Here is a 22,349-nt window from a genome sequence, read left to right as displayed (position 1 = left end):
TCGCGTGACGCTGCGCGGCTAGGTCGTCGGTAAATGGGTGAGGTGCGTCAACGCGTCGAGCGCGGCGCCCGAGGCCTGCACTGCCGCGCGCCGGTGGTAGAAACCGAGCGCGCGCAGGCCACCCAGTTCTTCGCCGCCGCCCGCGCGTCCGGGCCCACCATGCAGCGACATCGGCATCACGTTGCCGTGGCCGGTCTGACTCTGCTGCACCGATGGCGAGATCGCATGCACGCGTCCGTGCGTATCGGCGAGTTCGAGCGCGAGGCGGCCCAGATGCGCGTCGTCGTTCGAATAGATCGACGCGACCAGCGACCCCTGGCCGCGTCGCGCGAGCGCGACCGCGTGCGCTTCGGGCAAGCCTTCGCCATCCGCCGCGACGCGATAGGGCGCGACGCTCGCGACCGGGCCGAATACTTCGATGTCATGCAGCAGTGTCGCGTTATCCGGATCGTTGACGACGAACAGATGCGGCGCGACGCACGCGGCCGCTGCCGGGTCTGCATCGATCAGCGGCGCGGCGGAACCGTCGTAGGCCAGCACCGCTTCCTCGCGCAGCATCGCGATGCCGGCGAGCACGTTGTCGTATTGCGCGCGGCTGACGAGTGAGCCCATCCGCACGCCTTCGTTGCGCGGATTGCCGACGGTGATTTTCGCGAGCTTCGTTTTCAGCGTGTCGAGCACCGCTTCGAGCGCAGCCTCGGGCACGAACGCGCGGCGGATCGCCGTGCATTTCTGCCCGGACTTCACCGTCATTTCGCGTACCACTTCCTTGATGAACAGCTCGAACGCGGGCGTATCGGGCGTCGCGTCCGCGCACAGGATCGCGCTGTTCAGGCTATCGGCCTCGACGTTCAGACGCGCGCCGTGTTCGACGAACGCGGGATGCGCACGCAATGTCGCGGCGGTGTCGGCAGAGCCGGTGAACGACACGACGTCGAATGACTGGATCTGATCGAGCAGCCCGGCCGAGGTGCCGCAGATCACCGACAATGCGCCGGCCGGCAGAATGCCCGCATCGACGACATCGGCGACCATCCGCTGCGTCAGCCATGCGGTCGCGGTTGCGGGCTTGACGATCACGGGCACGCCGGACAGCAACGCGGGCGCCGCTTTCTCCCACAGCCCCCACGACGGAAAGTTGAACGCGTTGATAAAGAGTGCGACGCCGCGCGTCGGCGTCAGCACATGCTGGACGCTGAACGATTGATCCTTGCTTAGCGCACTCGTCGTGCCGTCGCGCAGCGCATGCACGTCGCCGAGCGACGCGCCGAGTTTCGCGTACCACGACAGCGTAAAGATGCCGCCGTCGATATCGACCGCCGAATCGTTGCGCGTCGTGCCGGCGTTCGCGGTGGCGATCGCGTAGTAGTCGTCGCGCTTCGATTGCAGCAGCTTGACGATATCGGCGAGGCGCGCGGCACGCTGCGCATAGGTCAGCGCGCGCAATGCGGCGCCGCCCTCGTCGCGCGCGAAGCCGAACGCCCGCGCGAGGTCGAGACCTTCGCTCGATACGCGCACGAGCGCCTCACCGGTGACCGGATCGCTAAGCGTGGTGCCCGCGCCCTGGCCGGCGATCCACTCGCCGGCCACGTAGTTTTTCAGAAGCTCGCTCATGATCGTGCTCGATGTCGTTGACGATAGTCGGATGGTTCGAAGGGGGTTCCGTGCTGGTTCCAGGCTGGTTCAGGCGCGCGTGAATTCGATCGCGCCTTGCGGCAGCAGATACAGCACCAGCGCCTGGCCGTTCGCGACCGTCGGACGATGCGCGGAGCCGGGGCCGTACACGCACCAGCCGGCCGGATGGCCGTCGAACGTCGCGCCTTCGGTGAGCGGCATGATCAGATCGATCTCGCCGTGCGGATGAACGTGATGCGGACCGGCGATGTCCTGCATGTCGACGACGTCGACCGAAAAACCGTGCGTGTCGGGCACCGCCTTGAAGATGCGGCCGTAGCGGATGCCGCCGGCCTCGCGGTTGCACAGCCATCCTTCGGCGACGCCGCTGCGGCACGCGCTCGCCAGTTCGTGGAAGGTGGGGCTGTCGGCGGGCCAGCTGTCGTTGAGCCACGCCGCGAGCGAATCGTCGAGCGGCCGCCCGGCGAGTTGCGCAGTGACGCCTGCGATCAGGCGCTGGAAATCCTGTGGGGACATGCGAGCCTCCAGAAGCGGGTCCACGCAGCCGGATGGCCGGCCGCCGCACTGTGGGGCTGCCGGCACTTTGGTGCATGCGTGTTGCCGCGCTGTCTCGTGGCGCCGTCGGCAAAAGTTCGGCGGCGCATAACGGTTTGTGGTTGGATCAGCTTTTGGCGAAAATTAAACCGTTCACCTTGTGCGTGTCAAGCACTATAGTACATGTATCGATGTCGTGAGGTCGCAAAACATGAATCAAAATTACTCTCCTGCACCATTGGACGAAGCCGCCGCCCCCGACGATGAGGCGAGCCGCGCGGAGCGCACCGAGCGCGGTGGTGAGCGAGGCGGGGAGCGAGAAGAGCGCGACCCGTTTCTCACCGCGATGGGTGAGCGCGTGCGGCTGCTGCGCGCGCGCCGCGGCATGACGCGCAAGACGCTGGCGGCCGAAACCGGCCTGTCGGAGCGGCATCTGGCGAATCTGGAATCGGGCGTCGGCAATGCGTCGGTGCTGGTGCTGCGGCAGATCGCGGCGACGCTGAACTGCTCGCTCGCCGAGGTGATCGGCGACGAAACCACGTCGTCGGCCGAATGGCTGCTGATCCGCGAGCTGCTGCAGGGGCGCGATCAGGCGGCGCTGCAGCGCGCCCGGATCGCGCTCGGCGAGATCTTCGCGCAGGCGCCGCGCGACCCGCACCGCAAGGACCGTATCGCATTGATCGGCCTGCGCGGCGCGGGTAAATCGACGTTTGGGCGGATGCTCGCGCAGGAGCGCAAGGTGCCGTTCATCGAACTGACGCGTGTGATCGAACAACTGGCCGGCTGTCCGCCGTCGGAGATCCATTCGCTGTACGGCGCGAGCGCGTACCGGCGCTATGAGCATCGCGCGCTGGAGGCGGTGATCCATGAGCATCAGCACGCGGTGATCGCGTCGCCGGGCGGGCTCGTGTCCGAGTCGAGCACCTTCAACGCGCTGCTGTCGCACTGTTTCACCGTGTGGCTGCAGGCGACACCCGAGGAACATATGCGCCGCGTCGTCGCGCAAGGCGATCTGCGGCCGATGTCGGGCAACAAGGAGGCGATGGACGACCTGAAGCGCATCCTCGCCGGGCGCGCCGAGCTATATGGACGCGCCGACATGACTTTCGACACCAGTGAGAAAACGCTTGCCGACGCCTATCTGCAACTGCGTGACCGGCTCGCCGCGCGGCTGGCGGCGGAGTCGCCGGACGATGCGCGGGTCAGCTGACCTGCATCGGGGCGTCCAGGGTTTTTACCTAAACATGCATTAAAGTGCTTTACACTGGTATGTCGATGCACTATTGTTCAAAAAACAGATTCGCATCGTCCAGTGAGGAGACGCCCCATGTCCACAGTACCCACCACCGTTGCCGAAATCGCGCGGGTCGACTACCGCACCGAGCCGTCGCAGTACAAGCACTGGAAGCTGAGCTTCAATGGCCCGGTCGCGACGCTCGGTATCGATATCGCCGAAGACGGCGGCATTCGCGATGGCTACAAGCTGAAGCTCAATTCGTATGACCTGGGCGTCGATATCGAGCTGCACGATGCGATCCAGCGCATCCGCTTCGAGCATCCGGAAGTCAGGACGGTGGTGGTGACGAGCCTGAAGGACCGCGTGTTCTGCTCGGGCGCGAATATCTTCATGCTGGGTCTATCCACGCATGCTTGGAAGGTCAACTTCTGCAAGTTCACCAACGAAACGCGCAACGGGCTCGAAGATTCGTCGCGTCATTCGGGTCTGAAATTTCTCGCCGCGGTGAACGGCGCGTGCGCGGGCGGCGGCTACGAGCTTGCGCTTGCGTGCGACGAAATCTATCTGATCGACGATCGCTCGTCGTCGGTGTCGCTGCCGGAAGTGCCGCTGCTCGGCGTGCTGCCGGGCACCGGCGGCCTCACACGCGTGACCGACAAGCGCCGCGTGCGCCACGACCGCGCGGACATCTTCTGCACGGTGGTCGAAGGCGTGCGCGGCGAACGCGCGAAAGCATGGCGCCTCGTCGACGAAGTCGTGAAGCCGAACCAGTTCGATCAGGCGATTCAGGCACGCGCGCTTGAACTCGCCGAACAAAGCGATCGTCCGGCCGATGCGAAGGGCGTTGCGCTGACCCGTATCGAGCGCACCGATCGCGAAGATGGTATCGGCTATCAAACGGTCGACGTGACGATCGATCGCGCCAAACGGGTGGCGACCTTCACCGCGCGCGCACCGCAAAGCGCGCAGCCTACTGACATCGATGCGATCGTCGCGGCCGGCACGAGCTGGTGGCCGCTGCAATTCGCACGCGAACTCGATGACGCGATCCTGTCGATGCGCACCAACGAACTCGAAATCGGCACGTGGGTGTTCAAGACCGAAGGCGACGCACGCAATCTGCTCGCGGTCGATGCGACGCTGATGCAGCACAAGGACCACTGGTTCGTGCGCGAAACGATCGGTTTGCTGCGTCGCACGCTTGCACGTATCGACGTGTCGTCGCGTTCGCTCTTTACGCTGATCGAGCCGGGCTCGTGCTTCGCCGGTACGTTCGCCGAACTCGCGTTCGCCGCTGACCGCACCTATATGGCCGCGCTGCCGGCCAACGAAGACGAGGAGCCGGCGATCACGCTGTCGGAAGTCAACTTCGGTCTTTATCCGATGGTCACGCATCAGTCGCGGCTCGCGCGGCGCTTCTACGAGGAAGCCGAGCCGCTCGACGCGGTGCGCGCGCTGATCGGTCAGCCGATCAAGGCGGTCGATGCCGAGCGCCTGGGTCTCGTCACCGCGTCGCCCGACGATATCGACTGGGCCGACGAAATCCGCATCGCGCTCGAAGAACGCGCGGCGATGTCGCCGGATGCACTGACTGGCCTCGAAGCGAATCTGCGTTTCAATGGCCCGGAAACGATGGAGACGCGCATCTTCGGCCGTCTCACCGCCTGGCAGAACTGGATCTTCAACCGGCCGAACGCAGTGGGCGAGAAGGGCGCGCTCAAGGTGTACGGCAAAGGCAGCAAGGCGCAATTCGACGTGTCGCGCGTTTGATCGACTTCTGATCGACCTCCGATCGACGCATCACACGCCGAGCCTCGCTCGTCTCTGAGCGACAACCCGCGCCGCCTGCCGATACGCGCCTCTCGATACCGCTTTCGAACTGGGAACCGACCATGTCCACGATCAACTACAGCGAAAAGATTCCGAACAACGTCAACCTCGCCGACGACCGCGCGTTGCAGCGCGCGCTCGAACAGTGGCAGCCGAATTTTCTATCGTGGTGGGGCGATATGGGCCCGGAGGGCTCGCACGGCTACGACGTGTATCTGCGCACAGCGGTGAGCGTCGACGCGGGTGGGTGGGCGCACTTCGACTACGTGAAGATGCCAGAGTATCGCTGGGGTATTTTTCTGACACCGGGCGATCAGGACCGCAAGATCCATTTCGGCGAACACAAGGGTGAAGCCGCGTGGCAGGACGTGCCCGGCGAGCATCGCGCGAACCTGCGCCGCATCATCGTCACGCAGGGCGATACCGAGCCGGCCTCGGTCGAGCAGCAACGTCACCTCGGTTTGACCGCGCCGTCGATGTACGATCTGCGCAACCTGTTCCAGGTGAATGTCGAGGAAGGCCGTCACCTGTGGGCGATGGTGTATCTGCTGCATCGCTACTTCGGCCGCGATGGTCGCGAGGAAGCCGAAGCATTGCTCGGCCGCCGTTCGGGCGACGAAGACAACCCGCGCATTCTCGGCGCATTCAACGAGAAAACGCCGGACTGGCTCGCGTTCTACATGTTCACGTACTTCACCGATCGCGACGGCAAGTTCCAGTTGTCGGCGCTCGCCGAGTCGGGCTTCGATCCGCTCGCGCGTACGACGAAGTTCATGCTGACCGAAGAAGCGCACCATATGTTCGTCGGCGAATCGGGCGTGTCGCGCGTGATCCAGCGCACCGCGCAGGTGATGAACGAACTCGGTACCGACGATGTGACGAAGCTGCGCGCGGCCGGCGTGATCGATCTGCCGACCATTCAGCGCTATCTGAACTTCCACTACTCGGTGACGATCGATCTGTTCGGCGCCGATCATTCGTCGAATGCGGCGACCTTCTATAGCTCGGGTCTGAAGGGCCGCTACGAGGAAGGCAAGCGCGATGACGATCATCGTCTGAGCGACCATAGCTACAAGCTGCTCGACGTGCAGGACGGCAAGCTGGTCGAACGCGAGGTGCCGATGCTCAACGCGATGAACGAAGTGCTGCGCGACGATTACATCAAGGATTCGGTCGCAGGTGTCGGCCGCTGGAACAAGGTGCTGGAAAAAGCCGGCATCGATTTTCGCATGACGGTGCCGCACAAGGCGTTCAACCGGCAGATCGGCACGTTCGCCGGCACGCGTGTGTCGCCGGATGGCCGTGTGGTCAGCGAGACCGAATGGGCCGCGAACGAAGCGAAGTGGCTCGCTACGCCGGAAGATCGCGCGTTCGTCGCATCGCTGATGGGCCGCGTCGCCGAGCCGGGCAAGTTCGCGAACTGGATCGCGCCGCCGGCGATGGGCGTGAACCGTCAGCCGGTCGATTTCGAATACGTGCGTTTCAACTGAAGCACGAAGGCATATCACGCGCGCGTCGTTGCGTGTATTGCCGCATGTGTTGCATTACCAGGTGGAGGAAGTCATGAACGGCCCAGTATCGATCGAAGTTCTCCGGCAGCATCTGATCGATCCGGAAATCTGCATTCGCTGCAATACTTGCGAAGAGACCTGTCCGATCGATGCGATCACGCACGACGACAACAACTACGTGGTCAAGGCGGATGTCTGCAACGGCTGCATGGCCTGCGTGCCGCCGTGTCCGACCGGCGCGATCGACAACTGGCGCACGGTGCTGAAAGCCGACGCGTATTCGATCGACGAGCAGTTCACGTGGGACGTATTGCCGGAGCAGAACACGATGGCCGTGCCGGCGGCGGACGAAGCGACAGCCGCGGCGGATGATGCCGCCGAAGGCGCGCACGGTATCGAAGTCGATACCGTGCGCGGCGCGGTCGTGCCGCCGTGGTCGGCCGCGAAGCCGTATGTGAACCTTTACACGCACAAGAGCCCGACCACCGCGACCGTGGTCGGCAACTACCGGCTCACCGACGCGGCGACGTCAAGCGATATCCACCATATCGTGCTCGATTTCGGCTCGATGCCGTTTCCGGTGCTCGAAGGGCAGTCGATCGGTATTCTGCCGCCGGGCAGCAGCGCCGACGGCCGCGTGCATCATGCGCGGCAGTATTCGATCGCGAGTCCGCGCGACGGCGAGCGCCCCGGCTATAACAACGTGTCGCTGACGGTCAAGCGCGTGTCGCAGCAGCATGGCGATGCGATCGACGGCGTGTGCTCGAACTATCTGTGCGATCTGAAAAAGGGCGACGTGGTCAACGTGATCGGCCCGTTCGGCAGCACGTTCCTGATGCCGAATCATCCGAACTCGCATCTGCTGATGATCTGCACCGGCACCGGTTCCGCGCCGATGCGCGCGATGACCGAGTACCGCCGGCGCAAACGTCTGAAAGGCGCGACCGGCAAGCTGATGCTGTTTTTCGGCGCGCGCACCAAAGAGGAGCTGCCGTATTTCGGGCCGCTGACGAATCTGCCGAAGGATTTCATCGACACAACGCTGGCGTTTTCGCGCACGCCGGGGCAGGCGAAGCGCTATGTGCAGGACGCGATGCGCGAGCGCGCCGCGGACGTCGCCAATCTGCTGAAGGATGACAACACCTATATCTACGTGTGCGGACTGAAGGGCATGGAAGACGGCGTGCTGCAGGCGCTCAGGGACATCGTCGAACAGCAGCGGCTCGATTGGGATGTGTTGTGGGCGAAGCTGAAGCGGGAAGGGCGGCTGCATCTGGAGACGTACTGAGCGGGATGTGCTGAAGCGGACGTATCGACGCCGGCGCGGATGTAGCGTGGATGCCGCAGTGTGAGCAGACTGAAGGCCCCGCCAGGGCTCATGAAAGTATGAGCGCTGGCGGGGCCTTTTTTTGCGTCCGGCACAGTACCGCCGGCGCATCCGCGCTTTAAAAAACACGGGCGGTTTGCTACAGTCGGCCCACACCGCTATGCGTTCCGGATGCGCGCCGGCCGCGCATCCCTTTCAACGCCCCACCCAGTCACTCCGACGGAGCCGTTTGATGAAGCCGATTCGTTCCCTGGCGATGGTCGCACTGTTGCACGCGATAGTCGCTCATCCGGCAAGCGCCGACGATCTCGCGCAGATCAGAGCATCCGGTATCTTGCGAATCGGCACCGAAGGCACGTACGCGCCGTTCACGTACCACGACGACGCCGGCCGGCTGACCGGCTTCGACATCGAGATCGGCACTGCGATCGCGCAGCGGATCGGCGTCAAGCCGCTCTTTATCGAAAGCAAGTGGGACGGCCTGATCGCCGGTCTCGACATCAACCGCTACGACGCGGTCATCAACGACGTCGCCATCACCGACGAGCGCAAGCACAAATACGACTACTCGGATGCGTACATCACGTCGCACGCGGTGCTGATCGTCGCGTCGGACAACACGACGGTCAAAAGCTTCGATGATCTGAAGGGCAGGAAGGCTGCCAATACGCCGACCAGCCACGTCGGCCGGCTCGCGGCCGCGCACGGCGCGGAGGTGATTCCGACGCAAGGTTTCGAGGAATCGATCGATCTGGTCGAGGCAGGGCGCGTCGATGCGACCGTCAACGACACGCTGTCGTTTCTCGACTACAAGAAGCGCAATCCCGGCGCGAAGATCAAGATCGTCGCGGTCGATACATCGGCGGACGACCGCGGTCAGGCGGGCGTGCTGATCCGCAAAGGCAGCCCGAAGCTGCGCGCGGCGCTCAACGAGGCACTCGCTGAGATGCGTAAAGACGGCACGTATCAGCGGATTTCGCAGAAGTATTTCGGGCGGGATGTGTTTCGCTGAGCGTTGCTTGAGCGAATGCAGCCGATGCGAACGCTACCGGTGCGGACGCGGATGACGAGGCGATAAAAAAGAGGGGGCGTCGTAAAACGCCCCCTCTCTGTTTTTGGCCTGCGGTTCGACCCGCTGTCAGCGCCGCTTGGTGCGGCTGACCTTCAGCGCGAATGACTCACCTAGCTCACACCGTTTCGTCGTCCAACGCGGCGTCGAAGAAACGTTCCTGCGCCTGTGCGTTCACGCGCGCATAAGCGCGGTTGACGCCGCTGATCACCGCGCGGATCGACGCGGTAATCAGGTTCGCGTCGACGCCGACGCCAAACGCGCTGCCGGCCACATCGGCGCCGGCCATTTCGGCGATCGCGATCGCACGCGCATCGGCGCCTTGCGTCAGCGCGCGTTCTTCATAGTGCTGGAGTCGCACCGGCACGTCGATCGCCTGCATCAATGCGTCGAGCGGGCCGTTGCCGGTGCCGCTCAGCACGCGCGGCATGCCGTTGATTTCGACGCTGAGCGTGATGTGCTCGCGGCCGTTCTGCTCGGACAGGCTGTGGCCGACATAGCGGATCGGCTCGGCGGTGCGCACGTATTCCTGTTGGAACAGTTCCCAGATCTGCGCGGGCGTAACTTCCTGGCCGCTGTCGTCGGTGTAGCGCTGCACGGCCGAGCTGAAGTCGACCTGCAGGCGGCGCGGCAACACGACGCCGTAGCTCTGTTCGAGCAGATACGCGATGCCGCCCTTGCCCGACTGACTGTTCACGCGAATCACCGAATCGTAGGTGCGGCCAAGGTCGCTCGGATCGATCGGCATATACGGCACTTCCCAGATCGCGTCCGGTTTCTGCGCGGCGAAGCCCTTCTTGATCGCGTCCTGATGCGAGCCGGAGAACGCGGTGAACACCAGATCGCCGACATACGGATGACGCGGATGTACCGGCAACTGCGTGCATTCCTCGGCGGTGCGCGCGACTTCGTTGATGTTCGAGAAATCGAGTTCGGGATCGATACCCTGCGTATAGAGATTCAACGCGAGCGTGACGAGGTCGACGTTGCCGGTGCGCTCGCCGTTGCCGAACAGGCAGCCTTCGATGCGGTCGGCGCCCGCCATCACCGCGAGTTCGGCGGCGGCGACCGCGGTGCCGCGATCGTTATGCGGGTGGACGGAAACGATCAGCGAATCACGGCGCGCGAGATTGCGGTGCATCCATTCGATCTGGTCGGCGTAGACGTTCGGCGTGGCCATTTCGACGGTGGCCGGCAGATTGACGATCGCCTTGTGCTCGGGCGTCGGTTGCCAGATGTCGAACACCGCGTCGCAGACTTCCTTCGCGAATTCGAGTTCGGTGCCGCTGAACACTTCCGGGCTGTATTGCAGCGTGAAGTGGGTTTCCGGCTGCGCGTCGGCGAGGCGCTTCATCGTGCGCGCGGCCTTTTGCGACAGTTCGATCACGCCGCTCTTGTCGAGGCCGAACACGATCTTGCGGAATTCCGGCGCGGTTGCGTTATACAGATGGACGATCGCGCGCGGCGCGCCGCGCAACGATTCGAAGGTGCGCTCGATCAGATCGTCGCGAGCCTGCGTGAGCACTTCGATCGTCACGTCGTCGGGGATATGGCCGCCTTCGATCAGTTCGCGCACGAAGTTGAAGTCGGTTTGCGATGCCGACGGGAATGCGACTTCGATTTCCTTGAAGCCGATCTGCACGAGCGTCTTGAACATGCGCATCTTGCGCTCGGCGTTCATCGGCTCGAACAGCGCCTGGTTGCCGTCGCGCAGGTCGGTGCTCATCCAGATCGGCGCGCGCGTGATGGTACGCGACGGCCACTGGCGATCGGTCAAATTGATGGGCTTGAACGAGCGGTACTTGGTAGCGGGGTTTTTCAACATTTTCATCATCCGTGGGTGAGACCGTGGAGCGGGTGTCGACCGGACGACGAAAACGCGATACTGGGCCGCCGGTCGAAAACCGGGGCTGGGTCAGTTACTGGGGATTCAAGCGATGCTTCGGTGTATCAGAGACAAGCGGAAGCGCGCTGCAGCAGACCTAGCCCGGTAGAGCGGGCTAGTAGTAGGGATAGGGTGGTCTGGGCGCGGTACATAGAGCGCAATAGGACCATATCCGCGGCACGGCGTCAAGGGGCGCGTGCTTGCGGCGGCGCCCGGCCAGGGCCGTAAGCTACAATGGCCGACGCCTCGAACCACGGAATATCAATGAAGATGCGGATTCTCTCCCTTGCCTGCGTCGCGACCGCCGCCGCTCTGCTGACGGCCTGCACCGCCGCGACCCGCAACTCGGGCGCGTGCGAGCAGTTGATGCGAAGCAAGCTCGCCGAAACGTCGTCGGATACGCTGCGCGTCTCGCATCGAGGCGCCGCGATTCACGGTTCGCGCGTGGTGGTGGAGGGTACGATCGAGCATCTGGTGACGGCGTCAGAGGTGGCCGCGTCGGCTGCGCAAGCGGCTTCGGCTGCTGTGGCCGCGTCGGGTGCGGTGGCTTCGGCTGCTATGGTCGCTTCCGCGCCGCGCGCGGTGTCCGACGTCAAGGTGGCGTCGAAGCCCGCCGCGCCGAAGAAGCTCAGCACGCCGGCAGCCGCCGAGTGCACGTTCCACGGCGAAACACTGGACGTATTCCGCTGGCTCGCGCCGGAGAAACTGGCAACACCGGTCGCGCAAGCCGCCAGCAGCGCGGGCTAAGTTCAGCCCGCCGGCTCGTGCGTACCCGTGACGCGCGGCCATGCAAATCTCAAGCAGCCGGAACTCCCCCTAGAACGCGTAAAACGGGCCCTGTCCCGCCGACGTATTGCGCTCCGCAATCGCCGTAAAAACGCGTTTGCCGTAAAAGAACGGCAAGCCCCAACCGAAGCCCTGACTCGCGTTGCCAGCGAGGTTGTCGAACGCGTTGTTCGATGTCGCGAACAGCGTGCTCGAATTGGCGACATCGAACGACACGCTGCTCGATACGCCGTCGGTGCCGGTGATCGACGCGCTCGCGGTTTGCGTCGAGGTCGGGCAATACCAGACGCCGCAGAGCGGGAACTGCGACGAGTGGAAGAACAGCCCGTTCGAGCCGCTGTCGAGATAGCTCACCGTGTACGTCTGTCCGGCGGACGCGGTCGTCACGTAGCCGGTCGACGGACTTGCCCTGAGCACGCTCGCGCCTGCGAGCGTGTTGTCCGCCTGGGTGCCGATGCCGAAGATCAGCGAGCCCGACACGCTGGCCGCGCCGGTATCGGCGACGGTCGGCAGGTCGATCACGACGCCGTTATTGTCGAGCGCGAAGCTGCTGACCGGATTGGTCAACTGGTGCGCGAGCGGTTGCGTGCTCGCCGTGCAGCTACTCGCGGTGCAGCTGTAATACCAGCGCGGCAACGCGGCGTTGGCACAGCCCGTGCCGCAATCGACCGGGAACAGTCCGACGCCGAGAATGCCGTTCGCGTGCAGGCTTGCGACACTCAGCATCGCCGGACCAGAGTTCGCGCACTCGGTGGGCGCGGCCGGCAACGCCGGATCGGCGATTACCTGCACCGGAATCGATGACGCGAGCTGGCCGGCCATGCGCACGTCCGCGGTACGCACCGAGCCCCACGCGTAGCCGCTGCCGAACACCGCGCATTCGCCCGACACGCCGCTGCCGGAAGCCACCGACGGCAGCGCGAGACTCGACGGCAGCGCGGACGCAAGAATACGCAAGCCATTCGAACCGGTGTCGACCTGGATGTCGTCGATGGTTGCGCAGTTGCTCGTGCCGGCCACGCAGACGATGACGCTCGTCGTCAGCATGTTGCGGGTCATGCCGGGCGACACGCCGACCGTGACCGGCTGCACGTTCGGCACGTTAGACTGCGGCACGTTGAGACTCTGCGTCGTGTCGGGCGCGGGCGAGCCGCTCGTGGCCGGCGTCGGCGTGCTGGTGGATGGCGTGCTGGTCGATGGCGTCGACGGCGTCGAGCCGGGTCCGGACGCGTTCGATGAACTGCCGCCTCCGCCGCCGCAGCCGGCAAGGACCGCGCAGACGAAAAGGAGCAGAGTGGGGAGACGGAAGGCGAATGTCATGGCGGGCGGTCGTCGGCGAGAGCTTGAAGGGCGACAGAGGCGACTGAATGGCAAATGAAGGGCGACTGAGCGGCGACTGAGCGACGCGTTACTGCAGATCGTCGGACGTGACGCCGGGCGGCAACGCCGCGGGCAGCCACGCGCGCCCGACATAGCCGCGCATCGGGCCGCCGGATTCGACGATCACATCGGAGCGCGCGATCCGCGACGAATGCAGGTCGCCGTTGGCCGCGGCGGCGGCGCCGGCTTTGTACGAATCAGCGTATTTGCCGAGCAGTGCGTGCAGGTCGGGCATCGTCGGGCCTTGCCACGTGTAGGCGATGATCTGGCCGGTGCTCGTCGCGTACTCGTTGATGGTCGTGTTGCCGGCGTCGATCCACGTGCGCATGCGCAATGCGCCGTTGAGCACCGTGCGCGGCGCGCTCGCGCCGGAGCCGGTCTGGGGCATCACGCCGCCCAGTTCGGCATGCACGCCGACACTGGCGCAGCACATGGCAACAGCGATCGCGGATGCGATCACCGACCGGCAAAAACGGAATCTGGACATAGGTGGTCTGCCTCGCTGGGCATCCGGGTTTTTATTGAGATAAGTGGATTAACGTAACCCCGGTTTTTCTATCGCATCCGATTCATGTCGCGCGTGGCTCTCGAGCAATCGTGAAACACGGCCGTATGCGCGCCGAAAGTCCTTTGAAAACAGGCCTCTTCCGCAGGTATCGGCACGATCCCGGGGTCCGCCGGAAAACGCTATCGACTGTGAAATTTACCTTATAAAGAGATAGGGCGGGAGCAGGATCAGGGTACTTTTTTCCCTACCATTGTCGGGCGCAAACGGTGCAATTGACGGTAGCCGGCGGCCATGCACATATCGCGTCCGTCGATGGGTATGGATGGACATAGCGCGCCGCCGATGCGCGGGCAAACCCCAGTTTTTGCACAGGCTTCGCCGGGACCGGTAAAATGTTGGGTTGATCCACGGAAACTTGCCGTGGCGTAGCGGAAGGATTCTCCGAACATGACTGATCTTCGTCTTACCAAGCGGTTTGCAGTAATGCTGATGGCGGGCGGGCTGGTCGCCGGCTGCGGCACCTCGTCGCCGACCAAAATCGACTACAAGAGCGACTCCCGTTCGAAGCAGGTCTCGCTTGCTGTACCGCCGAACATGATCGACGAGACGGCCGATCAGCGTTCGCTGCCGCCGCAGGGCGGCGAAACCTCGCTGTCCACGTTGAAGCAGGTGCAGGCGCAGGCGCCTACGGGTAATTCGGTGGTGGTCGTGCCGCCGGTTCAGGACATGCATATCCAGCGCGACGGCACCGAAAGCTGGCTCGTGATCGACAACAAAACCCCCGATCAGGCCTGGGCGCAAATCCGCCGCTTCTGGCAGGAGCAGGGCTTCCTGCTCGTCGTCGACCAGCGCGACAAGGGCGTGATGGAAACCGACTGGAACGAAACCCACGCGCAGATCAACGACGGCTTTATCCGCAGCACGCTGTCGAAGGCAATGGGCAACAGCTACGTGGCCTCGGAGCGCAACAAGTTCCGCACCCGTCTGGAGGCGGCGCCGAACGGCGGCACCTACGTGTTCGTCAGCCAGAAGGGCATGCGCGAGGCGATCACCGGCACGAACAACGATTCGAGCCAGTGGGAGCCGAAGCCGAACGATCCGGCGCTCGAGCAGGAATATCTGAAGCGTCTGATGGCCTCGCTCGCGCTGGCCGATTCGCGCACCGCGGGTGGCACGCAGAACGCCGAACTGTCGCCGGCTGGCGCGCAGGTCGCGCCGAACGCGGCGACGGCCGGTGCGAAGTCGGCGGCGGCAGCCACGGCCGCGCAAAACGTTGCGCTCGCGGCCCAGCCGCAGATGCCGGATTCGGATACGTCGGGCACGCCGGCGCAGTTCTCGTCGACGGAACTCACGCTCGGCGAACCGTATGACCGTGCCTGGCTGCGCGTGGGCCTCGCGCTCGACCGCAGCAACTTCACCGTCAACGACCGTGACGCGAGCCGTGGCCTGTACTTCGTGCGCTACGTCGATCCGAAGGATATGTCGTCGGCTGAGCAGGGCTTCTGGAGCCAGGTCTTCCACGGCAAGAAGGAAAAGATCGCCAAGGAATATCGCGTGAACGTGCGCGCGGTGACGCCTAACCAGACGCGCGTGGCCGTCGTCGACGACAAGGGGCAAATCGATGAGAGCCCGCAGGCCAAGCAGATCATGAGTCTGGTGGTCGACCAGTTGCATTGAAGCGAGGCGTTGCCTTGCAACGCCGCTGTCGCTGAACGAGAAACGCCCGGGTGAACCCCGGGCGTTTTTTTGTGTGCCGTTGCAGCGTCGAGTCGTGCTGCGGATCCGGCGCATGATCTGCGCTTAGACCGGGTATGGATTGCGTCGGCAGCGTGAAGACCAACAACGACGGACGCGTGACGGCGCGTGCGAACCTCAGTCTGGCGACTTACGCTGTACAGCGATCCCGCTCGATCGCCTTGTCGCCGCTCAGGCTCAGGTATCCGCCCGCCGCCGCGTGCCCACCCACGGCAAACGCTTGATGACCCCGGTCGCGAGCGCCGTCCCCACCAGAATCACCGCGCAACCTTCGAGCATCCCCGGCGAGACCGATTCGCCGAGAAACAGCGCGCCCCACAGAATGCCGAAAATCGGAATCACGAACGTGACGGCAATCGCGCGCGCCGGCCCGGCAACCGCGATCAGGTGGAAGAACAGCATGTACGCGACGCCGGTACAGAACACGCCCAGCGCGATCACCGCGCCCCACGCGCGCGCCGAGATCGGCGCGGCGGGCCAGTAGATCACCGCGAGCGGCAGCAGCACGATCGTCGCGCCGATCATCGTGCCGGCCGCGACGGTCAGCGCATCGACGCCGGTCAGATAGCGCTTCGTGTAGTTGGCCGCGATCCCGTACAGCAGCGTCGCGCCGAGCGCGGCCGCCGCCGCGAGCCCGATGGTCAGCGGTGCCGCGGACGAACCGTCCGGCGTCACGATCTGATCCCACACGAGCATCAGCACACCGAGAAAACCGACCGCCAGCCCGAGCGTGCGCAGCGCGCTCAGCCGGTCGCGCAGCCACAGGAAGCCGACCAGCGCGCCCCACAGCGGCGCGCTCGCATTGATCACAGAGGTCACGCCCGCCGGCAGCGTCAACTCCGCATACGCGAACAGACAGAACGGCGCCGCCGAATTCAGGATGCCGACCATCAGCAGCGGCAATGCGCGCGTGCGCAGCACGCTGGCCGATTGCCGCAGCGGCCGTCGCGCGACCAGCACGATCGCGAGGAAAATCGCGCCGATGCCGACGCGCAGCGCCATCAACGGCGCGACGCCGAAGTCGGTCACGCCGACGCGGATAAACAGGAACGACGCACCCCATAGGGCGGCGAGAATCAGCAGTTGCAGCAGGTTTTTGGCATTCATCGGAGGGAGCGTCGCGCGCGGTTGAGTCGAGACGCCATCTCATCGTAGCAGCGCGGTCGCGCGAAACGTTTCACTGTGGAATGAAACGGCAAGAACCGGGAGACGGAGAGGACGGCGGCGTCCGGTGGTGTCGATCGTAAGCGCTGCCGGGGGACGCGCAAAACGAACAATTCTCACGTTTATGTGAGAAAAATTGCGATAAGGCGAGGTGGGGTTTTAAACCGCGCGCCTGCTATGAGCGGGCGGGCGCGTGAAACACGCGAGACACGCGAAGCAAGCGAAACACGTCAAACGCGTTCGCTGTTTTGCGCAGATATCGAATTGCGGGCAACGCTGGGGGCCGCGGCCCCCAACCACCCTCGCATCAATGCGGAATCATCCACTGCAGGAAATTCTGCTGCGCCCACACGAGCAGGCCGAGCAGCACCGTCAGCAGGATCGAGTGCTTGAAGGTTTTCGCGAACACCACGCCTTCCTTGCCCTTCAACTCGGTGGTCGCGACGCCGGTCGAAATGTTCTGCGGCGAGATCATCTTGCCCATCACGCCGCCCGACGAGTTCGTCGCCGCCATCAGCACCGGGTTCAGATTCAGCTGATTGGCCGCCACCACCTGCAGGTTGCCGAACAGCGCGTTGCCCGACGTATCGCTGCCGGACAGGAACACCGCGACCCAGCCGAGGAACGCCGACACCAGCGGGAAGACCGGCCCGACCGACGCGACGCCGAGACCGAGCGTATAGGTGAGCCCCGAGTAGTTCATCAGATAGGCGAGGCCGACGATCGTCGCGACGGTCAGAATCGCGATACGCGTCTGCACCCACGTGTCGGAGATTGCCTTGCCGAAATCGGCGAACGACAGCCGCACGATCAACGCGGTGATGATCGCGGCGACCAGAATCGCGGTGCCGGTCGCGAGCGGCTGGAAGTCCCAGATCGCGCCATACGGCGTGTTGTACAGCGTGATGAACACGGCCTTGTCGAGACCCGGCCAGAGGATCTTCACGTCGCCGATCGTGAAAATTTTCGCGACCGTCCAGATGATCACGACGACCGACACGATGATCCACGGGTACCAGCCCTGCGCACCGCCAATCTTGCCGCGTACTTCGCCGATGCGATCGACGTTGACCGCGAACTTCGGATCGACGGCAGGCTTCCACACTTTCAGGAACGCGACGGTGAGGATCAGCGAAACCAGCGAAGACAGCACGTCGGTCAGGCTGTAGTTCACGTAGTTCGACACGACGAACTGCGTCAGCGCGAAGCTCACGCCCGACACCAGCAGCACCGGCCAGACCCGCAGCATGTTGCGAAAGCCCGCGTACACGCCGATCACGTAGAAGGGCAGCAGCACCGCGAAGAACGGCAATTGCCGACCGACCATTTTCGCGAGGGTGTCGGAGGGCAGGTGCGTGACCGCGCCGAGCACGGTGATCGGCACGCCGAGCGCGCCGAATGCGACTGGCGCGGTGTTGAAGATCAGCGTGAAGGTCAGCGCCTCGAGCGTCGGGAAGCCGAGCATGATCAGCAGCGAACTGGTGATCGCGACCGGCGTGCCGAAGCCCGAAATCCCTTCGAGCAGTGCACCGAAAGAAAAGCCGACCACGACCAGCACGATGCGCCGGTCGTTCGGCAGGTTATCGATCATCCACAGACGAAAGGCCGCGAAACGCCCCGAGCGTTGCGCGATGTTGTACAGCAGGATCGCGGTGAACACGATCCACATGACCGGCCAGCACGCGAACACCGCGCCGGCCGCGACCGAGTTGAACGCGAGCCCGACCGGAAACTGCCAGACGGCAATCGCGATGATCAGACCGACGACGAGCCCTGCGAGCGATGCCTGCCAGGCCGGCCGGCGAGCCCAGCCGAGCAGCGCGAGCACCGTGAGAATCGGCAGTGCCGCGACCAGAAATGAGGGGAATAGGGAGTTGCCGACCGGAGTGAGTAGTTGATGGAACATCACGTCTCCTTCGTTGTTGTTCGGATCGACGCGGAGGGACTGCGCATGACGGGCGCGTCGCTGTGGCAGGGCGGAGACGCGCCGGGACCTCAACGGAGCGGACGCCGCCTGTTAAGCGGGTGCTGCATGTGGCTCCCAAAAGGATAGAGCGGAATGCGGGCGCGTCAAGCCGGGAAACTACGGGCCGCCGTAGAAGGGTGACGCGCGTGTGATGCGGTGCGATTCAATGCCAGTGGTGATGTCCCCAGCCGCCGCCCCAATAGCCGCCGAAGCCGATGCCGACCGACACCGACGGACCGTAGTAGGCCGGATAGCCGTAGTACGCCGGATACGGATAGACAGGCGGCGGATAGTAGGCAGGATAGGGCGCGACATACGCGGGCGGGGGCGCCGCAACCGCATAGGTGGGTGGCGCGTTCGACGGTGCGCCTTGCGCTTGTGTCAGTTGCTGCTGCTGTGCCGATGGGTCGGAGGGATCGCCCGGCGCGGTTTGCACGGCGGTGGTCGCGGGCGCCGTCGTGTAATACGGTGAGTAGTAGGCGGACGGATAGTAGCCGGCCGGGTAATAGCAGCCGGACAGCGCGAGCGCACCTGCAACGCCGCCGAGCATTGCGATGACGCGCGTTGCATGACGCGAGATGAAAATGCGCGAGTTCGAGCGCGGAAAAACAGGCGGCAGCCACAGGCTTGCCGCGCGAAGGGTATTGACGACGCGGGGCTTCATGGCGCGCTCCTCGGTAGGCCGACGCTGCCCACGGCAGCGCTGATTCCATGAGCTTACGCTGTTGGCGCGCGAAGATTATCGCAAAACCGTAACGACGTATTTCAGCGCATTGCAAAGCGTCGGGCGAGGGCGCGCGCCGGGTTCTTCATGCCGTCGCGCGCTGTCAATATCGGGCTGCCAGTAGCGATATCGCCAAGGTGTCTGCGCCAATTCGCGGTCGCGCCGCGCGTCGCCGTCGCCGTCGACCTTATTTGCCGACCTGATTGCCGATCACGCCGCCCACCGCAGCGCCGCCTAGCGTCGACAGTGCGGAGCCGCCGAGCGCCGCGCCCGCGGCGCCGCCGACGCCCGCGCCGATCGCGGTATCGCGTCCGCGTGTCGACATGCCGCCGCAGGCCGCAAGCGTTGCGACGAGCGTGGCGACGGCCGTGAGTCTGCTGATTTGACGGATCGTTTTCATGATGCTGACTCCATGTGTAGTTGGACGTAGTCATGGAAGCGGAACATCTGCCCTTCCCTGCATTCGATGCTAGCCGCGCGTCGCGTATCGAGTTGTATGGGCTTGTTAGCGAATCGGCGGCTTCGTAATCAAATGTTTATCTGCTGTGTTTTTTTGCTCAGCACATCGCGTGCCTGCATTACGCGGAGGATAAAAAAAGCCCGCCATTGAGGCGGGCTTCACTACTGTCCTACTGTCGCGGCGGATCATGCGAGGCGCGCCGATCAATACCACGCACCACACACAAACCATTTATTGCCGCTGATAAATTTCGGCACCTTGCTTCATGAACTCGATCGACTTCACTTCCATGCCTTTCCGCAGCGCTTCGTTATCGCTGACGCCCTGTTGCGCGGCGAACTCGCGCACGTCCTGGGTGATCTTCATCGAGCAGAAGTGCGGGCCGCACATCGAGCAGAAGTGCGCGACCTTGGCCGAATCCTTCGGCAGCGTTTCGTCGTGGAATTCGCGCGCCTTGTCCGGGTCGAGACCGAGATTGAACTGATCTTCCCAGCGGAATTCGAAACGCGCCTTGCTCAATGCGTTATCGCGCACCTGCGCGCCCGGATGACCCTTCGCCAGGTCGGCCGCGTGCGCGGCGAGCTTGTACGTGATGATGCCGGTCTTCACGTCGTCCTTGTTCGGCAGGCCGAGGTGTTCCTTCGGCGTCACGTAGCACAGCATCGCGGTGCCGAACCAGCCGATCATCGCGGCGCCAATACCCGACGTGATGTGGTCGTAGCCCGGCGCGATATCGGTCGTGAGCGGCCCGAGCGTGTAGAACGGCGCTTCTTCGCACCAGTCGAGCTGCAGGTCCATGTTCTCCTTGATCAACTGCATCGGCACATGGCCCGGACCTTCGATCATCACCTGCACGTCGTGCTTCCACGCGATCTGCGTGAGTTCGCCGAGCGTCTTCAGTTCGCCGAGCTGCGCTTCGTCGTTCGCGTCGTAGATCGAGCCGGGGCGCAGACCGTCGCCGAGCGAGAAGGCCACGTCATACGCCTTCATGATTTCGCAGATGTCTTCGAAGTGCTCGTACAGGAAGCTTTCCTTGTGATGTGCGAGACACCACTTCGCCATGATCGAGCCGCCGCGCGACACGATGCCGGTCATCCGGTTCGCGGTCAGCGGCACGTATTGCAGACGCACGCCCGCATGGATCGTGAAATAGTCGACGCCTTGCTCGGCCTGTTCGATCAGCGTGTCGCGGAAGATTTCCCACGTCAGATCTTCAGCCTTGCCGTTGACCTTTTCGAGCGCCTGATAGATCGGCACCGTGCCGATCGGCACCGGGCTGTTGCGGATGATCCATTCGCGCGTTTCATGAATGTGCTTGCCGGTCGACAGATCCATCACCGTGTCGCCGCCCCAGCGGATCGCCCACGTCATCTTGTCGACTTCCTCGCCGATGGAGGACGTGACCGCCGAATTGCCGATATTCGCGTTGATCTTCACGAGGAAGTTGCGGCCGATGATCATCGGCTCGCTTTCAGGGTGATTGATGTTGTTCGGGATGATCGCGCGGCCGCGCGCGACTTCGTCACGCACGAATTCCGGCGTGATCGCCGCGAGGCCATTCGGGCCGAATGCGCTTGCACCGAATGCCTGGCCCGGATGCTGGCGGCCCATCATCGCGGCGAGTTTCGTGCCGTTCGGGCCGCTCGCCTTCAGGCTCTCCAGATACTCGGCGCGGCGCTGGTTCTCGCGAATCGCGATGTATTCCATTTCCGGTGTGACGATGCCTTGCTTCGCATAGTGCATCTGTGTGACGTTCTTGCCCGCGATCGCGCGGCGCGGCGTGCGGTGCAGGCCCGGGAAGCGCAGTTGCGTGGTGGCCGGGTCGGCGGCGCGCTCGCGGCTGAAGCTGCTCGACAGACCGGTCAGCGGCTCGGTGTCGCCGCGCTCTTCGATCCACGCTTCGCGCAGCGCCGGCAGACCGGCGCGGATGTCGATCTTCGCGTCCGGGTCGGAGTAGGGGCCCGACGTGTCGTACACGTAGATCGGCGGATTCTTTTCGCCACCGAAGCTGTCAGGCGTATCGGCCTGGGAGATTTCGCGCATCGGCACGCGGATGTCGGGGCGCGAGCCGCTGACGTAGATCTTGCGCGAATTCGGCAGCGGCGCGACGGCCGCTTCGTCCACGTGGGCTTCGGCGGAAAGGAACTTCGGATTGGCGTTCATGCGGTATCTCCATGCAACTCGTTGCGCTCGACCAGCGTGTGCAATGCACCGATGCCGGTCCAATGCAAAGCACTTCGCTGGTCCCTTGTGGGGGACCGCTAAGCAGGAGACGAGACGGAAGTAGTCGGAAATCGCAAGAGGGATGAGGCGGTAAGGCTGGAGTGCGAGATCCGTACGCTTCCCTGCGCTGGCATTATCCAGATCAGGTTCAAAGGGTATTTCTCACCCACGCAGCACGGACCTCCAGCTCCGTGCAACGCAGGACCCCCGCGTTAGCAGCGCACACGATACACCGGCGGCCGGCCGTTTGGCAACCTGTCAGATTGCCATTCGCGATCCGTCGGCGATGTCCTATTTTTTTCCTATGCCGAATCGGATCGTGATGTATGAAGCCGGGCGATGAGGCCCGGCGCGC

At 64.1% G+C, this 22,349-nt stretch carries 17 protein-coding genes and 1 riboswitch; of the genes, 7 read left to right on the top strand and 10 right to left on the bottom strand.

The window, feature by feature from the left end; translation table 11 throughout:
* Positions 1–18: 18 nt before the first annotated feature.
* Both L0U82_RS11655 and L0U82_RS11650 read right to left on the bottom strand, forming a co-directional pair.
* A complete protein-coding gene (locus L0U82_RS11655; protein ID WP_233831072.1) occupies positions 19–1,614 on the bottom strand; it encodes a 3,4-dehydroadipyl-CoA semialdehyde dehydrogenase in 1,596 nt (531 codons plus the stop codon).
* A gap of 69 nt (positions 1,615–1,683) precedes the next feature.
* A complete protein-coding gene (locus tag L0U82_RS11650; RefSeq protein ID WP_233831070.1) occupies positions 1,684–2,151 on the bottom strand; it encodes a DUF4863 family protein in 468 nt (155 codons plus the stop codon).
* A 229-nt stretch (positions 2,152–2,380) separates the two neighbouring features.
* On the opposite strand from L0U82_RS11650, the gene L0U82_RS11645 reads away from it, so the two are divergent.
* The 5 genes from L0U82_RS11645 to L0U82_RS11625 all read left to right on the top strand — a co-directional run bounded on the left by L0U82_RS11645 (position 2,381) and on the right by L0U82_RS11625 (position 9,086).
* Positions 2,381–3,379 (top strand): helix-turn-helix transcriptional regulator, encoded by a 999-nt coding sequence (locus L0U82_RS11645; RefSeq protein ID WP_233831068.1) that lies wholly within the window; start codon positions 2,381–2,383, stop codon positions 3,377–3,379.
* A 117-nt stretch (positions 3,380–3,496) separates the two neighbouring features.
* Positions 3,497–5,176 (top strand): 2,3-epoxybenzoyl-CoA dihydrolase, encoded by a 1,680-nt coding sequence (boxC, locus tag L0U82_RS11640; protein WP_233831067.1) that lies wholly within the window; start codon positions 3,497–3,499, stop codon positions 5,174–5,176.
* A 122-nt stretch (positions 5,177–5,298) separates the two neighbouring features.
* A complete protein-coding gene (gene boxB, locus L0U82_RS11635) occupies positions 5,299–6,726 on the top strand; it encodes a benzoyl-CoA 2,3-epoxidase subunit BoxB (RefSeq protein WP_233831064.1) in 1,428 nt (475 codons plus the stop codon).
* A gap of 73 nt (positions 6,727–6,799) precedes the next feature.
* Positions 6,800–8,035, top strand: coding sequence for a benzoyl-CoA 2,3-epoxidase subunit BoxA (gene boxA, locus L0U82_RS11630; protein WP_233831062.1), 1,236 nt, complete (start codon positions 6,800–6,802; stop codon positions 8,033–8,035).
* Positions 8,036–8,306: 271 nt separating this feature from the next.
* On the top strand, positions 8,307–9,086 hold the full coding sequence (locus L0U82_RS11625; RefSeq protein WP_233831060.1) for an amino acid ABC transporter substrate-binding protein: 780 nt from the start codon (positions 8,307–8,309) through the stop codon (positions 9,084–9,086).
* A 175-nt stretch (positions 9,087–9,261) separates the two neighbouring features.
* Here the strand turns inward: L0U82_RS11625 and leuA are convergent, their stop codons facing one another.
* Complete coding sequence (gene leuA, locus L0U82_RS11620; protein ID WP_233831058.1) at positions 9,262–10,968, bottom strand: 2-isopropylmalate synthase; 1,707 nt, start codon at positions 10,966–10,968, stop codon at positions 9,262–9,264.
* A 324-nt stretch (positions 10,969–11,292) separates the two neighbouring features.
* Here leuA and L0U82_RS11615 point away from each other — a divergent pair, with 324 nt between their 5' ends.
* Positions 11,293–11,775, top strand: coding sequence for a hypothetical protein (locus tag L0U82_RS11615; protein WP_233831056.1), 483 nt, complete (start codon positions 11,293–11,295; stop codon positions 11,773–11,775).
* 69 nt (positions 11,776–11,844) lie between these two features.
* Here the strand turns inward: L0U82_RS11615 and L0U82_RS11610 are convergent, their stop codons facing one another.
* Entirely contained in the window at positions 11,845–13,134 is a 1,290-nt protein-coding gene (locus L0U82_RS11610; protein WP_233831054.1) for a DUF3443 domain-containing protein, read from the bottom strand.
* An 88-nt stretch (positions 13,135–13,222) separates the two neighbouring features.
* Positions 13,223–13,681 carry a DUF2844 domain-containing protein gene (locus L0U82_RS11605; protein ID WP_233831052.1) on the bottom strand — a complete coding sequence of 153 codons (459 nt, stop codon included), beginning with the start codon at positions 13,679–13,681 and terminating at the stop codon, positions 13,223–13,225.
* A gap of 468 nt (positions 13,682–14,149) precedes the next feature.
* Between L0U82_RS11605 and bamC the strand changes: the two genes are divergently transcribed.
* Positions 14,150–15,379, top strand: a complete 1,230-nt coding sequence (bamC, locus tag L0U82_RS11600; protein WP_233831050.1) for an outer membrane protein assembly factor BamC — start codon at positions 14,150–14,152, stop codon at positions 15,377–15,379.
* 255 nt (positions 15,380–15,634) lie between these two features.
* Here bamC and L0U82_RS11595 read toward each other — a convergent pair whose 3' ends face one another.
* From L0U82_RS11595 to thiC, 5 genes are all read right to left on the bottom strand, one after another.
* The gene (locus L0U82_RS11595) at positions 15,635–16,564 is read right to left on the bottom strand and encodes a DMT family transporter (protein ID WP_233831048.1); all 930 of its coding nucleotides are present in this window, start codon (positions 16,562–16,564) and stop codon (positions 15,635–15,637) included.
* A 364-nt stretch (positions 16,565–16,928) separates the two neighbouring features.
* Positions 16,929–18,527, bottom strand: coding sequence for an L-lactate permease (locus L0U82_RS11590; RefSeq protein WP_233831045.1), 1,599 nt, complete (start codon positions 18,525–18,527; stop codon positions 16,929–16,931).
* A gap of 223 nt (positions 18,528–18,750) precedes the next feature.
* Positions 18,751–19,251, bottom strand: coding sequence for a hypothetical protein (locus L0U82_RS11585; RefSeq protein ID WP_233831043.1), 501 nt, complete (start codon positions 19,249–19,251; stop codon positions 18,751–18,753).
* A 247-nt stretch (positions 19,252–19,498) separates the two neighbouring features.
* Positions 19,499–19,711, bottom strand: coding sequence for a glycine zipper 2TM domain-containing protein (locus L0U82_RS11580; RefSeq protein ID WP_233831042.1), 213 nt, complete (start codon positions 19,709–19,711; stop codon positions 19,499–19,501).
* 291 nt (positions 19,712–20,002) lie between these two features.
* Positions 20,003–21,934: a phosphomethylpyrimidine synthase ThiC gene (thiC, locus tag L0U82_RS11575; RefSeq protein ID WP_233831040.1), complete on the bottom strand. Its 1,932-nt coding sequence runs from the start codon at positions 21,932–21,934 to the stop codon at positions 20,003–20,005.
* 161 nt (positions 21,935–22,095) lie between these two features.
* Positions 22,096–22,213: riboswitch (TPP riboswitch) on the bottom strand.
* Between the last annotated feature and the right edge of the window lie 136 nt (positions 22,214–22,349).

This window comes from Paraburkholderia sp. ZP32-5 (genome assembly GCF_021390495.1).
In the GTDB taxonomy this organism is placed as follows: Bacteria; Pseudomonadota; Gammaproteobacteria; order Burkholderiales; family Burkholderiaceae; genus Paraburkholderia.
Note: the sequence above shows the minus strand (reverse complement) of the source record. Positions and strands in the feature narration are given on the sequence as shown.